The 18,626-nt window shown below is 63.2% G+C and carries 20 protein-coding genes and 1 pseudogene; 9 read left to right on the top strand and 12 right to left on the bottom strand.

The window, feature by feature from the left end:
- Nucleotides 1-27: 27 nt before the first annotated feature.
- The gene (locus OKW44_RS01135; RefSeq protein WP_018420266.1) at nt 28-1,278 is read right to left on the bottom strand and encodes a D-amino acid dehydrogenase; all 1,251 of its coding nucleotides are present in this window, start codon (nt 1,276-1,278) and stop codon (nt 28-30) included.
- A gap of 187 nt (nt 1,279-1,465) precedes the next feature.
- Nucleotides 1,466-2,557, bottom strand: a complete 1,092-nt coding sequence (locus OKW44_RS01130; RefSeq protein WP_026225747.1) for a GlxA family transcriptional regulator — start codon at nt 2,555-2,557, stop codon at nt 1,466-1,468.
- Between the two features lie 321 nt (nt 2,558-2,878).
- Here OKW44_RS01130 and OKW44_RS01125 point away from each other — a divergent pair, with 321 nt between their 5' ends.
- The gene (locus OKW44_RS01125; RefSeq protein WP_018420268.1) at nt 2,879-4,003 is read left to right on the top strand and encodes a branched-chain amino acid ABC transporter substrate-binding protein; all 1,125 of its coding nucleotides are present in this window, start codon (nt 2,879-2,881) and stop codon (nt 4,001-4,003) included.
- A gap of 756 nt (nt 4,004-4,759) precedes the next feature.
- On the opposite strand, the gene OKW44_RS01120 is transcribed toward OKW44_RS01125, so the two are convergent.
- From OKW44_RS01120 to OKW44_RS01100, 5 genes are all read right to left on the bottom strand, one after another.
- Nucleotides 4,760-5,968, bottom strand: coding sequence for an IS91 family transposase (locus OKW44_RS01120; protein WP_018420269.1), 1,209 nt, complete (start codon nt 5,966-5,968; stop codon nt 4,760-4,762).
- Between the two features lie 8 nt (nt 5,969-5,976).
- Nucleotides 5,977-6,855, bottom strand: coding sequence for a tyrosine-type recombinase/integrase (locus OKW44_RS01115; RefSeq protein WP_026225748.1), 879 nt, complete (start codon nt 6,853-6,855; stop codon nt 5,977-5,979).
- Between the two features lie 269 nt (nt 6,856-7,124).
- Nucleotides 7,125-7,445, bottom strand: a complete 321-nt coding sequence (locus tag OKW44_RS01110) for a site-specific integrase (RefSeq protein WP_239499056.1) — start codon at nt 7,443-7,445, stop codon at nt 7,125-7,127.
- Between the two features lie 394 nt (nt 7,446-7,839).
- On the bottom strand, nt 7,840-8,295 hold the full coding sequence (locus OKW44_RS01105; RefSeq protein WP_018420272.1) for a hypothetical protein: 456 nt from the start codon (nt 8,293-8,295) through the stop codon (nt 7,840-7,842).
- Between the two features lie 99 nt (nt 8,296-8,394).
- Entirely contained in the window at nt 8,395-9,354 is a 960-nt protein-coding gene (locus OKW44_RS01100) for a tyrosine-type recombinase/integrase (RefSeq protein WP_018420273.1), read from the bottom strand.
- A 381-nt stretch (nt 9,355-9,735) separates the two neighbouring features.
- On the opposite strand from OKW44_RS01100, the gene OKW44_RS01095 reads away from it, so the two are divergent.
- Entirely contained in the window at nt 9,736-10,326 is a 591-nt protein-coding gene (locus OKW44_RS01095) for a hypothetical protein (protein WP_018420274.1), read from the top strand.
- A 264-nt stretch (nt 10,327-10,590) separates the two neighbouring features.
- Here OKW44_RS01095 and OKW44_RS01090 read toward each other — a convergent pair whose 3' ends face one another.
- Both OKW44_RS01090 and OKW44_RS01085 read right to left on the bottom strand, forming a co-directional pair.
- Nucleotides 10,591-10,857, bottom strand: coding sequence for a DUF1488 family protein (locus OKW44_RS01090; RefSeq protein ID WP_018420275.1), 267 nt, complete (start codon nt 10,855-10,857; stop codon nt 10,591-10,593).
- A gap of 129 nt (nt 10,858-10,986) precedes the next feature.
- Nucleotides 10,987-12,231: a tyrosine-type recombinase/integrase gene (locus OKW44_RS01085; protein WP_026225750.1), complete on the bottom strand. Its 1,245-nt coding sequence runs from the start codon at nt 12,229-12,231 to the stop codon at nt 10,987-10,989.
- A gap of 165 nt (nt 12,232-12,396) precedes the next feature.
- Here OKW44_RS01085 and OKW44_RS01080 point away from each other — a divergent pair, with 165 nt between their 5' ends.
- Together OKW44_RS01080 and OKW44_RS01075 are read left to right on the top strand one after the other, a co-directional pair.
- The gene (locus OKW44_RS01080) at nt 12,397-13,455 is read left to right on the top strand and encodes a DNA-binding protein (RefSeq protein ID WP_018420277.1); all 1,059 of its coding nucleotides are present in this window, start codon (nt 12,397-12,399) and stop codon (nt 13,453-13,455) included.
- Nucleotides 13,445-13,657: a hypothetical protein gene (locus OKW44_RS01075; RefSeq protein WP_162633936.1), complete on the top strand. Its 213-nt coding sequence runs from the start codon at nt 13,445-13,447 to the stop codon at nt 13,655-13,657. Before OKW44_RS01080 ends, OKW44_RS01075 begins: the two co-directional genes overlap by 11 nt.
- Here OKW44_RS01075 and OKW44_RS01070 read toward each other — a convergent pair.
- Nucleotides 13,645-13,899 (bottom strand): hypothetical protein, encoded by a 255-nt coding sequence (locus tag OKW44_RS01070; protein WP_018420279.1) that lies wholly within the window; start codon nt 13,897-13,899, stop codon nt 13,645-13,647. The two genes, OKW44_RS01075 and OKW44_RS01070, sit on opposite strands and share 13 nt — an antisense overlap.
- Nucleotides 13,900-14,048: 149 nt before the next feature.
- On the opposite strand from OKW44_RS01070, the gene OKW44_RS01065 reads away from it, so the two are divergent.
- The gene (locus OKW44_RS01065) at nt 14,049-14,564 is read left to right on the top strand and encodes a hypothetical protein (protein WP_239499057.1); all 516 of its coding nucleotides are present in this window, start codon (nt 14,049-14,051) and stop codon (nt 14,562-14,564) included.
- Between the two features lie 490 nt (nt 14,565-15,054).
- Complete coding sequence (locus OKW44_RS01060) at nt 15,055-15,333, top strand: HU family DNA-binding protein (protein ID WP_018420281.1); 279 nt, start codon at nt 15,055-15,057, stop codon at nt 15,331-15,333.
- A gap of 349 nt (nt 15,334-15,682) precedes the next feature.
- Here OKW44_RS01060 and OKW44_RS01055 read toward each other — a convergent pair whose 3' ends face one another.
- Complete coding sequence (locus tag OKW44_RS01055; RefSeq protein WP_018420282.1) at nt 15,683-16,000, bottom strand: CppA family protein; 318 nt, start codon at nt 15,998-16,000, stop codon at nt 15,683-15,685.
- Between the two features lie 188 nt (nt 16,001-16,188).
- Here OKW44_RS01055 and OKW44_RS01050 point away from each other — a divergent pair, with 188 nt between their 5' ends.
- Genes OKW44_RS01050 through OKW44_RS01040 form a run of 3 tightly spaced genes read left to right on the top strand, consistent with a single transcriptional unit; the run spans nt 16,189 to nt 18,016 of the window.
- Nucleotides 16,189-16,593 carry a hypothetical protein gene (locus tag OKW44_RS01050; protein ID WP_018420283.1) on the top strand — a complete coding sequence of 135 codons (405 nt, stop codon included), beginning with the start codon at nt 16,189-16,191 and terminating at the stop codon, nt 16,591-16,593.
- Nucleotides 16,594-16,604: 11 nt separating this feature from the next.
- Nucleotides 16,605-17,288, top strand: a complete 684-nt coding sequence (locus OKW44_RS01045; RefSeq protein WP_018420284.1) for a hypothetical protein — start codon at nt 16,605-16,607, stop codon at nt 17,286-17,288.
- Nucleotides 17,285-18,016, top strand: coding sequence for an RES domain-containing protein (locus tag OKW44_RS01040; protein WP_239499058.1), 732 nt, complete (start codon nt 17,285-17,287; stop codon nt 18,014-18,016). The genes OKW44_RS01045 and OKW44_RS01040 overlap by 4 nt, the downstream gene beginning before the upstream one ends.
- Before the next feature lie 56 nt (nt 18,017-18,072).
- Here the strand turns inward: OKW44_RS01040 and OKW44_RS01035 are convergent.
- Nucleotides 18,073-18,270, bottom strand: a pseudogene (locus tag OKW44_RS01035) (transposase domain-containing protein); the annotation flags it as partial.
- Nucleotides 18,271-18,626 lie beyond the last annotated feature (356 nt).

Below are 18,626 nucleotides of genomic sequence, written 5' to 3'. Positions count from 1 at the left end.
GCTCGCGAAACGCATCGCATCGCGGCATTAATTGGAAAGGGCGAACGTGCGGCGCAGTTCGTGGCCGGTGCTGCTTGCCAGCCAGTCAGCGAGCAGCGCGGCGGAACCCGTCGCGAGCGTGAATCCGAGCGCGCCGTGGCCGACGTTGAGCCACAGGTTGCGGTAACGTGTCGGTCCGACAATCGGTGTGCCGCGTGGGGTAGCCGGGCGTAGGCCGGTCCATTCGCGGGCAGTGACGGACCCGGTCAAATCAGGGAGCAGAGCGGCTGTCTCGGTATGCAGCGTCCCCAGCCGGATGGGATCGGCTTCGAGCGAATAGCCTTCAATGTCGGCAATTCCCGCAACGCGTAATCGATCACCCAGTCGCGCATAAACGACTTTGCGGCTGAAATCCGTGACGCTGAGGCGCGGCGCGACCGTCTCCGGTTGCAGATCGAACGTGAGGCTGTAACCCTTGAGCGGATAGACCGGCACACGGATATGCAGCGCCTTCAGAAGGTGTGCCGCCCCGGCGCCCGACGCGACGACGATATGATCTGTTGCGAGCGGTGCGCCGTTCTGGAGAGCTTCCACGTTGCCGTTCGCGTTGAGTCTCAAAGTGTCTATCGGCGTATTCATCAGCAAGCGAACGCCTCGTTCGCGCAACACGGCCGCGAGGCCTTCGCAGAAGCGCAAACAATCGGCGGTTTCCTCGCTCGGTGTATGAATGCCGCCCTGGAGAAGCGGCTTGACGTGTGAGAGCGCCGGTTCTAGTTCGACGCAGGCGTCAGCGCTCAGCGCCTGCTGTTCACAACCGAGCGCGCGCTGGAATTCGAGCAGACTCAGGGCATTTTGCATGGCGTTCGCGTCACGGTGCACCACGAGCTTGCCCGAGCGAACGAAGTCGAAGTCGAGCGTGGGTTCTGTGCCGATCAGCTCGTGCATGAGCGTTCGACTCAGGAACGAGAGCGACAGCAGACTGCGTGTCGTCAGTTCGCTGCGTTCGCGAGTGCATGCTGAGAGAAATTCGAAGCACCAGCGCCATTGCTCGACGCTCAGCTTGGGCCGCAGACGCACCGGCGAATCGCGCTGCGTCAGCCAGCGCGGCAGCTTCGAGACGACGCCAGGGCCGGCGAGCGGCGCGACATAGCTGTACGACAGTTGGCCGCCGTTGCCGGAACTGGTCTCGCCCGCGACGTCCGCGTGCCGGTCGGCGACCGTCACGTCGTGGCCCGCGCGACTCAGGTAATACGCGCTCGACAAGCCGATGACGCCTGCGCCGACGATCAATATCCGCATGCTGCCGTACTCGCTCTCTGGGGTGATTTGCGTTGGGGCGTGTGCCATGCGATGCATGGTTTGCCCGAAAACTACACTGTACGGTGGCATCGACGCAGAGGAATTGCACCGATCTGCCGAAAAATAGAAGAAACGCGACAGATGCCTGAGGGACGAGACGAAATGCGCCGCGCGCGGCCCGCGAGGGTCAGGCCGCGGCGGCGCTCCGCGACGCGCGTAGCTTGCCCGGCGTCACGCCATAAGCCTCGCGGAACACGCGGATGAAATGTGCCGAGTCGGCGAAGCCGCACTCGTACGCAATGTCAGTAATCTTGCGTGCCGTGTTGACGAGCATCCAGCGCGCGTAGCGCATGCGCATGCGCCGATAGAACTCGTTCGGCGATGTGTCCATCTCCGCCATGAACGCGCGTTCGAGATTGCGCACGCTGGTGCCGATCATCTTCGCGATGACGGCAATGTTCAGCGGTGCTTCGAGGTTCTCTTCCATCAGCAGCACCGCGTGACGCACCGTGGCATCGTCGACGGAAAGGTAGCCGAGCGCCGCGCGCCGCTCGACAAACGAGGAGCCGCCCTGACGGCTCACTGTCATCTGATGAATCACCTTCGACGCGCGATCCGGCCCGCAATGCAGGCTGATCAGGCGCGCGGCCAGTTCGACCACGGAAATCCCGCCCGCACAGGTGATACGGTCACCGTCAATCAGATAGTCGGCGTGCGTGATGACACGCAAGGCCGGAAACATGCGCCGGTAGTCGTCGAGATGGAAGCTGTGCACGCAGGCGACGCGATCTTCGAGCAGGCCCGCACGCGCCAGCACGAAGCTGCCGGTGCACATGCCGACTAGCGGAATGCCCGCGTGGAGGGCCTGTTTCAGATAATCCCAGTAGCGACGGTCGACGTGATCGAGATGCGGCAGCAGGCCGCCTATCACGACCAGATAGTCGAATTGCGCGACGTCTGGAAACGCGGACTGCACCTGCACCGGAATACCGCAGCTCGCCTCGACCGATTCGCCTTGCACGCCGACGATCGTCCACAGGCAGCGCAACTGCCGGCTCTGGTCGCCGCGATCCGCGGCATGGCGCAGCGCATCGCACAGGCCGGCGAGCGACAGCATGGGAAAGCGCGGCCATAAGAGGATGCCAACGCTCAATTCCGCTTCGGAGCGGCTTTCGCGTTTCTGGAGCGTACGCGGTAACGCGTCCAACTGCTCGACCAGTTCGTGAGCCGCCTGCGCATGGGGCTGGGAAACGCTAGTAGGAGGGGCAGCAGTCGGCATGCGCGAACTCGTGGGCGGTTCGTTCTGATTATACGGTGACGGGTTGCGAATCGGTGTGGCTGGCGCTTGCCGCAATTCTTCTATTTTCCGGCAGATCGATTCAATGCCGCGGCATTCTGGCTGCATAAATTTGTAACCGCTAACGAACGACGCCGCGCCCCGAGGTGCGGCACGCTCCAGCGAAGGCAGGCATACCGGCCGCATTGAGACGCGTGCGGCTTGTGCGTCCCGGTCGACAGACGGCGCTGGCCGCTCGTCCCGGCCAACCACAACTACTTTTTCGGGTGAAGCATGAGCAAAAGCACAGCCTTGGGTCGCGGCATGGCGACTGTCGGGATTCTGGGAACGTTGGCGGCCGCTGCAATAGGCGTCGCCCGTGCCGACGAGATGGTGAAGATCGGCGAAGCCGCGCCCGTGACCGGACCGGCTTCGTACCTGGGCAAGGACACCGAAAACGGCGCGCGCCTCGCGATCGAGGAAATCAACCAGAGCGGCCTCGTGATCGGCGGACGCAAGGTGACGCTGGTGTTCGACGCACAGGACGATGCCGGCGACCCGCGTCAGGCGACCCAGATTGCCCAGAAACTGGCGGACGACAAGGTTGTCGCGGTGGTCGGGCACATGCAGTCGGGCTCGACCATTCCCGCTTCAAAGATCTACAACGATGCGGGTATCGTGCAGGTGTCGCCATCCGCGACGAATCCGGCGTACACCCTGCAGGGATTCAAGACTGCGTATCGTGTCGTCGCGACGGACGCTCAGCAAGGTCCGACGCTTGCCGACTACGCGGCAAAAACGCTGAAGGTGAAAACGGTTGCGATCGTCGATGACTCGACCGCCTACGGTCAGGGACTTGCCGTCGAATTCGAGAAGCAGGCGAAGGCGGACGGCATCACGGTGTTGTCACATGACGCGAGCACCGACAAGGCGGTCGATTTCCGCGCGATTCTCACCAAAATCAAAGGCGAAAAGCCCGACGCGATCATGTACGGTGGACTTGACGGCACGGGCGGCCCGTTCGCGAAGCAGGCGAAGCAACTCGGCATGACGGTGAAAGTACTGGCCGGTGACGGTTTATGTGCCGACGATCTGGCCAAACTTGCCGGCGACGCATCCGATAACGTGATCTGCTCGATTGCCGGTGCGCCGCTGCTGAAAATGGCCGAAGGACCAGCTTTTGTCGAACGTTACAAGAAGCGTTTTGGCTATGCACCGGTCTTGAACTCACCGTTCGCATACGACGCGGTGGGCGTTATCGTCGCTGCGATGAAGCGCGCGCAATCGACCGACTCCGCGAAGATTCTCGCCGCGATGCCGGCCACCGACTACCACGGTGTGCTCGGTGAAACGCAGTTCGATTCGAAAGGTGATCTGCGGCACGGCGTAATTTCGCTGTACAAATATGTCGGAGGTAGACAGACGTTACTGGGCGTCGTGGAGAAGTAATCGCGTTTTAGCAGTCTTTTGGTTCCTTGTAAACCCCGCTTCCAGACTTGTCGTTCCTGCAGCGGCACAGGTGCTCGTTCATGTGCCGCTTTCTTACGACACCACGATTTCGGTTCACGCTTTGCAGGTACTCTGCGACGCTGTAATACGCGTTCCCATCTGACCTTCACTGGAACGAAGGTTGACCTCAAATGGACTCCGCAACCGCGCAGGCGCTCGCGGGCGGCAAGCGGCAAATGTTGGCTATGGCTAGAGTGCTTTCCTCAAGGTACCAAACTGGCTAGACGGAGGAACTGAGTCCTGCAGTCGAACAACGACAGGCCGATATCAACGCTAAAACGGACACCCGCAATCTGGCCTGAAGGGCTGGTCAGGGTCGCTATGTAAACCTCTGCATAGGGCAGAGATTTTTTTGGTTGGCGATCGCGGCTACTGACGCGTGTACAGGCTGGTCGGGGCCAGTCCGCGATCGGTAATCAAAAAAATGTTTGTGCTAAACCGCTCCGCAGGCGCTGGCGTTTATGGGCGTTGAATGATCGTCGCGGTGATTTGTGATGCCCGGCGCACGGTTGGCGCACGCCGGAGCCGGGCGGTTGGCGGGGCCCGTCGCGCAAAGACAGCGGAAATGCGGACATCAATGGGCAGGGAATGCGGAGTTTCGCGGCATTGTGATGGTGCGACGACGCTAAAGCACGAGTGGGTTCGCGTTGGCCGCATGGGGGAAGACCAACGTACGCGCGGCTGTGCTGATGCCGGTCAGTGCACATGGCTCGGGTCAGGCGGAGCCCGCGGCAGGATGCCAGGCACACCGCCTTCGATACGGACCATGTGGCCCTTGCCGCACACGGGGCAATCGCGCAGTGACCTGCCGGTGAGCCGTTGGTAACGGTCACGGTAGTCTTCCGCGATGGCGGGTAACGCAGCGGCGGGAGGCTCGATGCCGAGCAGCCGCCGGCAGGTCGCCAGTCGCGCTGCCCGATGACAATTGGCGAGCCACCCGTAGCTGCGGATACGCTTGAAGCCGTCGGGCAGCACGTGCAGCACGAAGCGGCGGATGAACTCGTCGGCCGTCAGGGTCATGGTCCTGTGGCGGGCTTCGTGACGGTAGTCCTTCCACCGGAACAACACCGAATCGCCATCAAAGCGCAGCAACCGGTTGTTCGAGATGGCGACGCGATGCGTGTAGCGGCCCAGGTAATCGAGCACCTGTGCAGCGCCGCCAAACGGTGGTTTCGCGTAGACGACCCACTCCGCGTGAGCAGCGGGCGCGAGCCAGGCGGCGAACGCTCGCGGGTCACGCAACGGCTCGAGCTGGCCATGGAAGCGCAGCGCGCCGGCGTCGAACGCGCGGCGCAGCTGGGCGAGAAAGAGCCGCCGGAAGAGCCGCGAGAGCACCCGCACGGGCAGGAAGAAGCCGGGCCGGCAGGCGAGCCAGCGCTCGCCTGCCGGGGCGATGCCCCCGCCGGGTACGACGCAATGCACGTGCGGATGGTGCAGCAGGTTCTGCCCCCACGTGTGCAGGACCGTGATGAAGCCGATCTCCGCGCCCAGGTGTTTCGGATCGGCGGCGATCGTGCGCAGCGTCTCGGCGCTGGTGCGAAACAGCAGATCGTAGAGCGTCTTCTTGTTCTGGTACGCGAGCGCGGCGACGGGCTCGGGGAGTGTGAAGACGACGTGGAAGTATTCGACCGCGGGAAGCAGCTCGGCGCGCCGGCGTTCGAGCCATTGCGCGCGGGCGAGCGACTGGCACTTCGGACAGCAGCGATGGCGACACGAGTCGTAGGCAATGCGCTGATGGCCGCAGGCATCGCACTGCTCGACATGACCGCCGAGCGCGGCGGTACGGCACAGCTCGATGGCGCTCATCGCGCGCCGCTGGGCACGACTGAGGGCGTCGGCATGGGTCTGCCGGTACTGTGGGCCGCAGCGGCGGAAGATGTCCGCCACCTCGAGCGCCGGTCGCATCGCCGGCTTCAGAAGTACTCGGGCGCAGGCGGCTGGGAGGGAGTGGGTGCGGGATGCGGCAGCAGGTCGAAGGGACTGGTGGTGGCGCACACGGTGCTCGTCGCCAGCTTGAGGTACCGTGCCGTGGTCGCCATGCTGCGATGTCCCATGAGCAACTGGATCCGGCGCACGTCGGCACCGGTTTCCAGCAGATGAGTGGCGAACGCGTGCCTCAAGGAATGTGGTGTAACGGGTTTCGTGATGCCGCTGCGCTCACGTGCAAGCTGGCATGCGTCGCCCACGGCATGGCGGCTGATGGGCCGCCCCGGAATGCTGCCTGGAAAGAGCCATTCCCTCGGGTGGGCGTCCTGCCAGTACAGTCGCAGGACCTCGAGCAGACGCGGCGAGAGCATTACGTAGCGATCCTTACGGCCTTTACCCTGGCGGACACGGATCGTCATCCGCTGGCTGTCGATATCGGTGACCTTCAGATGCACGACTTCGGAGACACGCAGGCCGGCCGCATAGGCCGTCATCAGGATGGCGCGCTGCTTCAGGCTGGAAATCGACTCGAAGAAACGCATGACTTCCTCGAAGCTCAGGATGACGGGCAGCTTCACGGGCCGTTTGGGCAACGGGAAATCCTCGTCACTCCAGTCCCGCCTGAGCGTGATGCGGTACAGGAAGCGCAGCGAGCCTACGGCGAGTTGGACACTGGCTGGCGCGAGCTTGCGTTCGTTGGTCAGGTGGATAATCCAGGCACGGATCTCTTCTGGACCGAGCACCTCGGGTGAGCGGCGGAAGTGCCGGGCGAAACTGGCAACCTGCAGGAGATAGGTCTTCTGCGTGTTGACAGCAAGGTTGCGGATCTGCATGTCGTGCAGCATGCGTTGGCGGAGCAGTGTCATGACGAACCTCCAGGAGACAGGGGACGGCATGCCCGGTCGGGCACCTCCATGCTGCTCCTGGCCGCCTGCTCGTCCCTTCCTCGTGCCCCGGCATCCGATAACCGTCCTGACCGAACGCCAGGCACTGACCTCCGCTTCCCTCCCACTACCGCGTCAGCGGTTTAGTACAGCGACCACTATGCTCAGGTCACAACTATGCGCAGATGGTTATAGCGAACGCGGCCAGCCCCTTAAGGGGTGCGGTACGGGCTGGCGGAGCCTACGCATAGTTACAGCGTCTGCAGGAATCGAAGCAACGAGTCCGGCGCCTGATACCGGCGAATCCTGGCATCGGGCGCCTCTAGCCGACCGAGCGCTTTCTCCTTCATCGCGAGGTCAGCTTCGACGTAGCGATGGCTTGTCATCGGGCTCTCGTGAGCGAGCCACCAGGCGATCACGTTGAATGGAACGCCCGCCTGCAACAGGTGCATCGTAGTCGTATGGAGCGGTACCCGTTCTGTTGACGCCATGAACTGGCTTTCGAGAGTTATCCACGGCCGGTCGGCGAAACCGTCTATGCCAGTGCGGTGGGGGCGGCGAACGATGCCCATGGTGATCTCCAGAAGTGGGACCATCACTGCATCCACAGACGAGAACTATGTCCAGATCCTTGCTCGCCCGCCTTGCCAGAGCTGTGCCATGCTTGGGTCGGCGCCGTCAGCGACTGACCATCTGCGCATAGTTGCGACCTGAGCATAGGGGTCGACCAGCGACAGTCGCGGACGTCAGCGTCCCGTCGGGTAGGGGGCCGCCGCCCGGATTTTTTCACTAACCGTGTCAGCAGTTTTTCACTTACCTGGCACAGTTTTCACTTTATGTGTCACCCGACATCTCCGGCGATGACTTTCCGGGCCGGAAGGTCGATAAGTATCCGGTGCGATAAGTACGGCTCTCTCGCCCACAGGGACTCCCACCGACCGACGGCGTAGCGACGAAGCGGCACACTCATCGCAGCATTTCCGCAACGCGGGCGGTGACAGGCTTGCCGCTCTCGCGATCGACGTAGAACGCAACCGAACCTCCGACGACGTCGAGCGAGCGGATATGGATTGCCTGATCGGCGGTGGGCGGCGGCCGCCTCTCTGAATCGCCGGGCCGCGCCACATCGAGCGCGTTGAAGGTGATCGGGTACTCGGTCATCTGCGCGTCCGCTTGAACGACCAGCCTTACGCAGTCATGGCGCACGCCGACCAGTTCTGCCTCAATGATTCGGTTCAGAACGACGTCGAGCGCGGTGTCGATCTCCGTGGATTGTGGTTGCGTCGGCTCGTCGGCTACGAGATGAACGATCGCTCGAACCAGCCTGGAATTTTTCATGAGCACGATGCGGTATCGGGTGACGCGTGGTTCCCGATTCTGCGCCGGGTAGATGATGTCCTTGAACGTGCTTTTATAGATCATGACTGTAGCCCGGAGATATGGCCGTACCCCGTGTACGGTTCACACACCAGGCTACGCGGCGGTGGCCAAAGTCAAGGGAGCACCCGGCACCCATGAGACTTATGCGGCGTTTCCGGCTTCATCCTCTCCTTGCTGCTCGTCCATCTCACCTGCGTTAAAAATAGTCTCGCGCAGCCGGGTAGCCGTCCTATGGCTGGACAGGCCCATCAGGCTGCTCACCTGTTCGTTGGTCTTGCCTTTCAGAAGGTGCCTGCGACCATACGTGTTGCGCAACAACCGCGGACTTTCGTCGGCAGCCGCAGCGCCGGCAGCGCGTAGCGCACTCCGCACGCACTGCCCGAGCGTTGCGGGCTTCATTGGCTTGCCGCCTGCCGTCGCCATAAAAAGCAGACCGTCCGCCGGGGATAGCGCAGCGCGCGCCTTTGCGTACTCACTCACAATCTCAAGCGCGAACGCGTCGAGGGGCACGCGGCGCGCGATTCGCGGCCCGCGCTTTCTGACGAACACGCTGACCCGTGCCCCTCGCGCGTCGAGATCGTCCACTGTCAGCGCGCTGAGTTCGGCCGCCGTGATACCGGCCCCGAGCAGCAGCGCCACGATCGCCCGGTTACGCAGTTCCTTGAACGACTCGAAGGTCGCTGCGCGGCAGACGTCCTGAAGACGGGCATCTTCGTCCGGCCACAGAAAGACCGGCATCGGCTCATCGTCTGGCCAATGCTCTCGCGGCAGGAGGCTTGCAGCAGGGTTGTCGGTGCGCAGACCCAGCAGGGATAGATGGCGTGAGAGCCGGTCCATCAGTTTCAGATAACGAAGGCGTGTCGACGTACCCGGCTCGCAGTCGCGGTCGAGGTCAGCAAAGAAGCCGTCGATGTGGTCAGTGCCAAAGTCCACCAGGGAAATGCCACGGCCGCCGAGATAGCGATGGAAGCGGGCAAACATCGAGCGATGCTGAACGATGGAGCGCTCGGCAAACGCGCGCCTATCCGCACCGGTTGCCTCGGCGCGCTGCCATTCGGCATAAGCCGTTTCAGGGTCCGACAGCCAGAGTTCGGAATCCATAAATGTATATACTGAAATTGCGCCTTCTCCCATGATAGCGAAGCTCCCGCTTCGCTAAAACCCCGCCGTCAAGGAGTAGGGGCAGTCCGAAGGCTAAGAGAAGGGCGGGCGGTCGGTTCATCAGTAGGGCGGTCGGTAAAAGACAATCTGTCTGGCTATCGTACCTATCACCGACCAATGTCAAGGCGCCGTCTCGCGGCTGGACTCAAATGAAATGAGACGCCTCTCGGCCAATAGCGTTTGTCAGTAATGCACGTCCAACGCAGTCGTTGGTTGAGAGATTTCTCACGCCGGCAACCCTAGTCATCAAAATGGCATACTTGAGTTGATATGCGGACCTAAGAACCCGTGTGGCCACAGTTATGCCCCTGGAAGCTACCCATGCTTGAACCACTGCCCAATCTCACCGATGGTCAACTCCAACGCCTAATCTATTCGACCTGGGACTTTCAGCAGGCTCTTTCGGCCCTAACGTTCCTCATGGAAGAGTGCGATTTTGAGGCCAGATACAATCGTGTGGAGCTTCGCAAATTCCGCTGCTACGAGGCTAGTCTCATCATCTCCTTTGCAAGACCATTTGAACCCTCGAGGGGGCAGACCACCATTGGCCTAAAAGCAATCGGATTACAGCTCAATCCGGAAGAGACAAGTCTGAAGGAGGCGATGCTCAGCCTTCGCCGAAAGGTCATTGCGCATTCGGATGAGCAACTTATGCACTTCAGGGCTTCAACGCATCAACTACTTGAAGATTCGCCCATTTCCTTGCCCCGGCTTCAGTTCACTGAATCCCTCTACATTGAGGCGGCGCAATGCAGACCGCTGGAAACGCTCCTCCACAAGCTCATAGCCGGAATCGGCAAAGCCCTCTTTGCCTTGGCACAAGCCGAACCAGAGCGCCTTAACCTGTACAAGCAGCCCAATGTCGCAAATGCAGAGGTCCAACCAGTCGTTCGAGCCGACTCGCGTCGATAGGATGCCGCTCGCGTCTGTGCTTCACCATTCCTGAAAAGTCTGCCTTGTCAAACTGCTCACCTCCGCTTCACGCCCTGAGGCGGTCAGTGAAGGTTTTTCCGAGGGCCGCGGGGTGGCGGCAACACCTCAACGACGGGCAAGCTTCAATAGTGCGTCTTCGTTCAGTTCGCTGCGCCCTCCTTCTTCTCCCGCCCGCGCACGAAGCGCGAATCTGGGCGCCACCTGAGCACCGCGTCTCGAGCGCATTCGCCAGCCGTCTGGTGATCAGCGACGCACGAAGTCGGTCGGTGTCAGTTCAAGCGTGGTGGTCGGATGGGCGAGCAGCTTCCGTTCCGCGATGGCCCGGATGCGGCTGTAACCGTCACGAAATGTCTTCAGGATCCGTGCGTCGCTGGCCTGCGGTTCAAGCCAGAAGCAGGCTTCCAGCGCCCGGATGGTGATTACGCATCCAACCGTGCTCTGATGGGGGAGGCCGAAGGCCACTCCGCGGCGATTCGCGAGCACTTGCGGTTCAAGGTCGAGGAGTTCCATAGGCGGTCAGGGACGACGCTTCAAGGAGCGTTAAGAGCATTTTTGCACAGGCGATGCAATCTGAATATGGGACGGCTGTCCTGTACTGCGCCGGGGCGCTGACATCCGCAATACGAAAAGTAACCGGCCTCACCAGCCGATGCGGTGTTTTTCATCGGTCTCATCATGCCGGCGATCATCGTCAGCATGAAGATACACGCTGGTGGTGCTCAGCGACGCATGTCCCAGGTTGTCGCGCACGAGGCGCAGATCGACCTTCTGGTCGGCCATGTGTGAACCGGCAGTGTGGCGCAGCCAGTGCGCAGACGCCGCCTGAAGCAGATCCGCGCGGGAGACAAATTCTTCGCCGCGTTCGCGCAGCCGGGCGGCGGCGCCTGCAAACACGTTTTTCACGATCGCGTGCAGCGCGGCCCGTGTGAGCGGCGCGGGTGATCGGCCGTCAGCGCGTTCGCGGGCGCGCTTCGTCCTGGCTTCTGAAGTCCGCCCAATAGGAAGCACGAGCGGCGTAGCCTCGCCGGGTGAGGGCAGGGCCGTCATCCCGAACGATTGCCGGTAGCGCGTGAGTTCGGTCATCAGTTCGCGCGTCGCCGGTACCAGCCTCTCCCTGTCGCCCTTGCCGTGGACGGTCAGCCACCAGCGCATCATGCCATCCGCATCGCGCCGCACGAAGAACTGGCCCATCGTGTTGCCACCGACCTCGGCGATGCGCAGGCCGCCCAGATACAGCAGCGTAAAGAGCCAGCGCACGCGGTGATGGTGCGCGCGGGCGCGCGCGGTGTCCTGTGGCATCGACGCGATGGTGTCCTTCACCTCCTGCCACAGCCCGGGGTCGAGATAGCGGGTAATGCGCGGCGCAGTCTGGCGCGCCCGCTGGCGTGAGAGCGCGAGCGGGTTGCCGGCCAGATACCCGGCCTGCACCAGCCATGAAAACAGCACGTTCAGAATGACCATCGCCTGCCGGGTGCTGGCAGGGGACAGTGGGCCGTAGAAAGGCCGCCAGCGCGCGTCGCCGCGCGGATGCTTGCGCCCCCTGCCCGAGACCCATGTTGCGGCGGGCTGCGGGTCTGCGAGAAAGCGCTGATAGCGGACAAGGTCCTCGTGGGTGAGTGACGACAGCGGTTTGCCTGGCTGCACGAGCGACCAGAGCAGCAGCCGCTCGGCTTCCTTGCGGTAGCTGTCGAAGGTCGCCGGCTTGTCGGCAAAGCGCGCGAGCCATGCCTGTATTGCCTCCAGGTCATTTGCCGCGGCAATCTGCGCATGGCCGCCGATCGCGCGGTTCGATCCCGTGCGACCGTCAAGCGCCGCAGGGATAGCGAGCGTTTCGAGCGGAGCGGGTTGCAGCGCAACGCCGCTGCGGGCGGCCGGATTCGACATGAAGGTGAGCTTTTCCGGGAAGCGCGTCGAGGCGCGCAATGGCAGGCGGCCCTGCGTGGCAATTTTCAACATTATAGCCGTAATGTCAAAATATGGCCATTGATGCGTCAGATATGGGGCGGTTTACGTTGTATTATTTATCAGATTCCACCTCAGCATGCTTCCATGGCCGACGCCCTCCCTGACGAAACCCGTCTCGCCGCTGAAATCGACCGCCTGAAGGCCGCATTCCCGAAGACCCGCGAGCTGTACCGCGAGGTCTGCGCGCTACTGTTCTTCCGCTTCGGGATCACGCCGACCGCGAACCGCCTCTACCAGCTGGTCAAGCGCGGCAGCATGAGCACGCCGACCCAGGTGCTCGGTGAATTCTGGGCCGAACTGCGCGAAAAGAGCCGGGTCCGCATCGACCACCCGGACCTGCCCGCCGATCTGGGGCCGGCTGCCGGCGAACTGGTCGCGGCGCTGTGGACCCGCGCAACCGCCTCTGCCGAAGCCGCGCTCGACGCGCTGCGCGCCGAGGTCGAGGCGCAACGCGTTGAGGCGCAACGCTCGGTCGTTGCTGCCCGCGACGAACTGGGTCGCGTCGAGACCGCGCTCGAACAGCGCACGGCGGCGCTCCTTGCCGCGCAGGTCGCGGTGCGCGAACTGGAAAAGGCGCAGGCCGAGGGCCACGCGGCGCGGCAGGCGTGCGAGGCCGAGGTCGTCCGGCTCAAGGCCGAGGCGCTCGCGCGCGACCGTGAACTGGACAAGGTGCGCGAAGTTTTCTCGCGGGATCTCGAGAAGCTGTGCGAGAGCGCGGAACGCGCCGAAGCGCGCCTGCGGGCGTCGGAAAAGCGCGCGCTGCTGGAGATCGACCGCGAGCGGGGTGCGGCCGCGAAGCTGCAGAACGACCTCGATGCCGCGGTGAAGCGGGCCGACAGTCGGGGGGCGGACCATCACCGGGCGGTCGAGGCGCTGCAGGCGCAGCTCGGGGACGTGCGTCACCAGGCCGGCGTGCTGCAGGGACGGCTCGATGCCGTGCTGGCCGCGAATGTCACGCTGCAGCAACAGCTGGCGGCACTGCGGCAGGCGGATACACGCGACGCCCGCCCAGCCCGCGCGAAGTCCGCCTCCACCGCGGCGCGGCCGGTGGCGACACGCCCTTCACGCGCGCCGCGTGTCACGCCCGCGCCAGCCAGCCAGACCGTAGTGCACCGCAAGCGGGGAAAGAGGGATGGAAAATAGAACCCGCCCGCGCAGGAGACGGAAGGCCCCGGTCTGTCCGCCGATCGGCGCGCTGATGCGCTATGGCGAGCGGACCGTGCGCGTGATCGCCGAAGCGAGCGGCCAGCGCGTGATCATCGGGTCGGTGCACGAAGACGGCCGCACCTTCCGTAGCATGGTGAAATGGGCTAGCCTCACCGCTCTTCACGATCAGCTCTTCTGAACGGGATGACCCGGACCATGCAGCAGCTCGACATCTTCGCCGACAACCGTGACGTGATGTTGCGCAACGACGTGCTGGCGCCGTTGCAGCGGCGCGATGTGGCGGCCGCGCGAACGGCACTGGCGCAGCTCGCCGGCGAATATCCGGACGATGGCGCGCTTCCAGCGATGAGGGTGCTGGTTCGTGAGCTGGAACGCGGATCCCCACGCCCTTTTCTGATCACGAGACGCTGGCCAGCGCACGCCGGCATCTCGAGGACGAGGTCGTACCTGCCGCCCGGCGGGTGCTGCCCGCGCAGAATGTCCAGTCGTGGCTCACGCCGTGCTGGCGAGCGCTTGCTCAGCGGGCCGAATCGCTACCGTTTCGTACCGCCGACGCAGACAGTCACGCCGTGCCGCTGTGGCTTCTGGCGGGCGACGGGGCGGCTGCGATTGAAGCAGTCGAAGCCATTGAGTCCTGGTCGCGCATCCCGGCACCGCTCGCGTGGATGACCGAGGCACGCTACCGGGCGGCCGGCCTGGATGCGGCGTGGCCGCTGCTCGCGCAGCTGGCGTGGCTGGCGCCCGCGAGGTTCGTGGCGTTGTTGCCCGCCTTGGGTGATGCTTCGCTGGACGCGCTGCGCCGGCGCTTCGATGCCGAATTCCCCGGCACCGGCGAGATCGACGATTACGCGTGGTTGCCGGCCTGGCTGCTGGTGGTGAAGCCGGCGCTCGCAGGCCGGCTGGGTGACGCCCGGACGCAACGTGAGGTTGCGGCATCGCGCGCGACGGCCCTGCTCGGCGAGATCCTGCGCCGGGAGCACGAAGGCGACCAGCATGAACTCATCGGGCTGCGCCAGGAGCCCAGCCGGCTGCATGCGGGCCTGTTCGACACCTACATGGCGACACGGAAAGTGCAGCACCGGTGATCGGTGAGCGCGGCCGCGAATGGTCACATCGGGCAGTCGTTCTGCAATCATTCGCGAGATGCGACCGGGGGCGGACGGTTCGCCCGGGCAAGGAGACGGCCGCGAGGCCGAACAGGTATCCGTAATTGTCTCCGCACTGCGGAGACAATCCGGACGCTCGCCGGCGCACGCCCCGGTGACGGGTTTGAAGACAGATTGGGCCGTCCGCGGGCAGTTTTAACGCGGCGGTAGCCTAATGGCCGGGTCTCACGACGCGTTTTTCGCGAAAGCATCTTCACGGATTGGCGTGCGGGCACCCTTGAGAGGGATGGGGCGTTTGCGCATCGACATAGCGTCGGCAACTCTTCCTGCTCCGCCGACGCCGTAATCAGACCGGCCGCGGATTATCATTTCCCCGTCGACGCGGTGCGAGTCCTGCGTGTCGATTGCGCGAAGGCGGGCCAATCGGGTAGGGTGACGACATCTTCACAGCCAGAACAGGGACGAAACCATGAACAAGCAGGAACTGGTGGATGCAATCGCCGCGAAGACCGGCGACAGCAAGGCCGCCACGGGCGAGGCGATCGACGCGGTGATCGCGGCCATCACCGGCGAACTGACGAAGGGAAAGACGGTGCAGCTGATCGGTTTTGGTTCGTTTTCAACCGGCGCGCGTGCGGCGCGGGTCGGCCGCAACCCGGCGACCGGTGCCGAGATCCAGATCGCTGCAGCCAGGACGGTCAAGTTCACGGCGGGCAAGGCTTTCAAGGATGCTGTTAACGGCGCGTGAGGCCGGGCACATCCGGTCGGCTGGGTTCGCTTGCCGCCGGCATTCTTCCCGGGCAGGCATTGCGGCAAGAGGTCGGGCAGCTGTTCCGGATGACCGCCCTGGTTTGCCCTCGCTGATGGAGCCGGATGGGCAACGGCCTGCATTGGGACGAGGCGCCCCCAACCTGACCGACCGATTAACCGATTAAATATAACGCTGCGACTACGACTATCAGGACCAGGTCGCAAAAAAACGGCCCGCGTGCCGCAGACCTGGTTCTGGCGGGGCACAGACGGGCGGCCAGCCCTGCCGCCAGCCCCGCCTTGCCCCGTTTGTGGTCGCGTGCTTTGAACACGGACCACATCTACGGTCACGGCGCCGGCGACGATAAACTTTTCGCCCGCGGCACCGTCACGGAGTTCGGCGACCGCCGGGCGCTGCGCAACGCCAGGATCTGCCGGATGGTGGCCAGCGACTGTTCGGCCGTCACACTCGCCACCTGCCCGCGCGGCGCGGTGAACCGCGGCGCCGTCACGCCGAGCATCCGGCACAGTGTGGACAGGTACGGCTTCGTTGGGCCCGCGCACCGCTGCACCGTCGCCGCGATCGCCGCGTCACCCACGTGCGCTCGCAGCCACGCCAGCGTATGACGGTCCCGCTCATTCTGTACACGCACCAGGTGTTCCATGACGCCTGCGGAGACTGTATATGCGAACATATTGTATATATATACAGCTACCGGGGAATTTTCAAGAAGGCCGCGCCGGCGGAGCCGACCCACCACGAGTCCCGGCAGCGTTGCGACGTATGAGAAATATGAGAAAAATGAGAAAATATGGTGTATGCTGGACTTATTGATCGAGTAAAGAGGCTCGGATGTTGAACTGGGACGATGAAATCACTGCGGTAACCCCATCAGAGGCGCGAGCCTATCGCAAGATCGGCGGGCGCGCCCGCGCGGGAGACTCAACCGCGCATGCGGTCGTCAACAAGGTTGTTATCCTGGTCGGGAATCTATCGCGCACATGTCTTTCCCGATATGTCCATGACGTACTCGAATTTGAGTACTTCGAGCCTGGTGACGCTGATTGGCAGACTGCCTGGAGCCGCAACGCCTCCATTTTGCGCGCTGCTATCCTGCGTCGATGGCTCGGTGAGATTCGAGGGCGGGCACTTGCCGCGCTGAGGTCCGCGATGTTGTTTGCCAAGCCGCAAACCGGTAGCGAGAAAGCAATTGCGAAGCGGATCAGTCTGTTGGGCGCGCCCCCGCAATTTGCCTGAAGGAGGCTTTCATGACACAGGTAACGAAGGAACGAAACGACGCGTCTGCCCTCACGATCCGGGCTGCACTGACCGGCAATTATGCGGGCGATGCGCGCCAACTGGTCCGGGATGTCGCCGAGTCGTTTGCGTCCGATATCGAAGGGACGTTGCGAGTGCGAGTCCCGGAGCTGGCAGACAGCTCGATCAGGCAGTTGCTGCGACATGTCCTGGAAGAGCGCTTCGCAACGATCCTGGCGTCCGGTGATGCCGGCGGGTCCGAAGTCCGGTCCTCCCCGTTGCCTGTTGTCAACCTGAAGCCTTCGGAGGTGATCGGGCAGCGCAAGGTGCGCATGTCGCTCGCGAGCCTGTACCGCTATGTCGAAGCGAACAGGTTCTATTGCGTCGTGCCGTCAGGCCAGACGAACGGTCGTGAATTTCCCGCGTGGCAATTCAACGGACCGGTTCCTGAACTGTTGCCGCCTGTGCTGCTCGCCCTTCGGGGGGCGTTGAGAACTGAGGTCCATGCTTTCCTGGTCACGGCGCAGGACGCGCTGAACGAACTGGCGCCAGCAGAGGTATTGGCCGGCGCTCCGTTCGAGACACGCGCGTCCCTGCATGCGAGTCAGCAAAGGTTCCTGCAACTGCCCTCGAACGAGCGGCAGCGCAAGGTCCTTGCGTTGATCAACGGACCGGGAACAGCCATGGCCGCATGAACGGCTATCCAATGAGCGATAACAGAAACCCAACCGTTGAACCCCCGCCATACCTGCGCGCGTACCTCCCGTCGCCCGGGCAATTGAAGGAGTGTCTCACCAACGAGCCTTTCGCGGTCGGCGGTGAGGCGCAGCTCTACCGCGCTGCGTATGTTCCCGGGAGCGTCCTGCCGATGAGCGTGGCGCAAGCGTATCGCTTCGGGCCGCCGGAAGAACTGTATGCGGGCGGCATCGAACTGCCGTTCTGGTGGCTATACGCGGCGCACGTTGCGGAAACGGCGATCTGGGAGGCGCGCTTCTGCAGGAATGACGTGACACGCCCAGGAACGTTCTACCTGGATGCGTTTGCGGTACAGCACGGCATCATCGCCGAACTGCGCTTTGCGCGGCCGCTCCGGTTCTGGAATCTCAATGGCTCCGTTGCCAGCCGTCTCGGCATCTACGACAACCTTTCCAGCCCCGACTACGACTGGTGTCAGTGGTTTGGGTATTACATGGATGTCGCGATGCAGTCTATCGACGGCGCGATGCGGCCGGATGGTTTTATGTACCCGTCGCGGCGCCACCGGGGCCACACTGCGGTCGCAATTTCCTCGCGCGTCCTGCCGGAATTGAGGGACGGGGTGGCACGATCCGACACGCCGTTCTCCCAACACCCGGATTTTGCGCGACTGCTCGACGACCGGCTTCGGGTGGCGCCGCCGGCGGCTGACGGGTCTGCATATTAGTGGTGTGGCACCAGCTGACACCTGCAACCTCCTGACTGGAGATCGTGATCTTCAGACTATACGGTGCGGAGCTGACCGGCGACGACTCTTGGTGCGAGCCCATCGATGCGGTTCATCGCATGGTCGGCGATGCGGGCGAGCACCTAGCGCAGATTCGCCTCAGGATCGATGTCGTTGAGTTTTGCGTTGCCAACGAGGCTGTAGGTTGCGGCGGCACGGTCCCCGCCCGAGTCTGCGCCAGCGAACAGATAGTTGCTGTTGGTGTTCGCAAAGACTGCCTGCGATGTTCGGTCGGAGCCAACTGATTCAGACGAGTTTTATGCGTGCAAGGGTCACGCCTGGTGTTGATGTTCGTTAGTTATGGGCGTGGACAAAAAATGGGGGAGGGGCGTTCACCGTCGAGCGAACGGTGAGCTGTTCCGGGAAGTGGCCGGGTATGTCAATCGACCGGCTGGCCGGTGCCCATATATTTCTGCGACAAACGGGAAGAATGTCGGTCTGGCGTTAGGCTCCATTACGAACAACAGCGCGCAAGATGTTCACTGTGCCGTAGACGCGGACCAGGTAAGGAAGGCCGCGCACCCGGCGGAGAGTGACGAGATGAACCCGG

The organism is Paraburkholderia lebeckiae, assembly GCF_050436325.1.
In the GTDB taxonomy this organism is placed as follows: domain Bacteria; phylum Pseudomonadota; class Gammaproteobacteria; order Burkholderiales; family Burkholderiaceae; genus Paraburkholderia; species Paraburkholderia tuberum.
This window is presented reverse-complemented; position numbering and strand designations above follow the sequence as displayed.

Bases quoted from the DNA above. Each gene is read 5' to 3' on its own strand.
- OKW44_RS01135 (WP_018420266.1), bottom strand. From the start codon at position 1,278: ATGCGGATATTGATCGTCGGCGCAGGCGTCATCGGCTTGTCGAGCGCG.
- OKW44_RS01130 (WP_026225747.1), bottom strand. From the start codon at position 2,557: ATGCCGACTGCTGCCCCTCCTACTAGCGTTTCCCAGCCCCATGCGCAG.
- OKW44_RS01125 (WP_018420268.1), top strand. From the start codon at position 2,879: ATGGCGACTGTCGGGATTCTGGGAACGTTGGCGGCCGCTGCAATAGGC.
- OKW44_RS01120 (WP_018420269.1), bottom strand. From the start codon at position 5,968: ATGCGACCGGCGCTCGAGGTGGCGGACATCTTCCGCCGCTGCGGCCCA.
- OKW44_RS01115 (WP_026225748.1), bottom strand. From the start codon at position 6,855: ATGACACTGCTCCGCCAACGCATGCTGCACGACATGCAGATCCGCAAC.
- OKW44_RS01110 (WP_239499056.1), bottom strand. From the start codon at position 7,445: ATGGGCATCGTTCGCCGCCCCCACCGCACTGGCATAGACGGTTTCGCC.
- OKW44_RS01105 (WP_018420272.1), bottom strand. From the start codon at position 8,295: ATGATCTATAAAAGCACGTTCAAGGACATCATCTACCCGGCGCAGAAT.
- OKW44_RS01100 (WP_018420273.1), bottom strand. From the start codon at position 9,354: ATGGATTCCGAACTCTGGCTGTCGGACCCTGAAACGGCTTATGCCGAA.
- OKW44_RS01095 (WP_018420274.1), top strand. From the start codon at position 9,736: ATGCTTGAACCACTGCCCAATCTCACCGATGGTCAACTCCAACGCCTA.
- OKW44_RS01090 (WP_018420275.1), bottom strand. From the start codon at position 10,857: ATGGAACTCCTCGACCTTGAACCGCAAGTGCTCGCGAATCGCCGCGGA.
- OKW44_RS01085 (WP_026225750.1), bottom strand. From the start codon at position 12,231: ATGTCGAATCCGGCCGCCCGCAGCGGCGTTGCGCTGCAACCCGCTCCG.
- OKW44_RS01080 (WP_018420277.1), top strand. From the start codon at position 12,397: ATGGCCGACGCCCTCCCTGACGAAACCCGTCTCGCCGCTGAAATCGAC.
- OKW44_RS01075 (WP_162633936.1), top strand. From the start codon at position 13,445: ATGGAAAATAGAACCCGCCCGCGCAGGAGACGGAAGGCCCCGGTCTGT.
- OKW44_RS01060 (WP_018420281.1), top strand. From the start codon at position 15,055: ATGAACAAGCAGGAACTGGTGGATGCAATCGCCGCGAAGACCGGCGAC.
- OKW44_RS01055 (WP_018420282.1), bottom strand. From the start codon at position 16,000: ATGGAACACCTGGTGCGTGTACAGAATGAGCGGGACCGTCATACGCTG.
- OKW44_RS01050 (WP_018420283.1), top strand. From the start codon at position 16,189: ATGTTGAACTGGGACGATGAAATCACTGCGGTAACCCCATCAGAGGCG.
- OKW44_RS01045 (WP_018420284.1), top strand. From the start codon at position 16,605: ATGACACAGGTAACGAAGGAACGAAACGACGCGTCTGCCCTCACGATC.
- OKW44_RS01040 (WP_239499058.1), top strand. From the start codon at position 17,285: ATGAACGGCTATCCAATGAGCGATAACAGAAACCCAACCGTTGAACCC.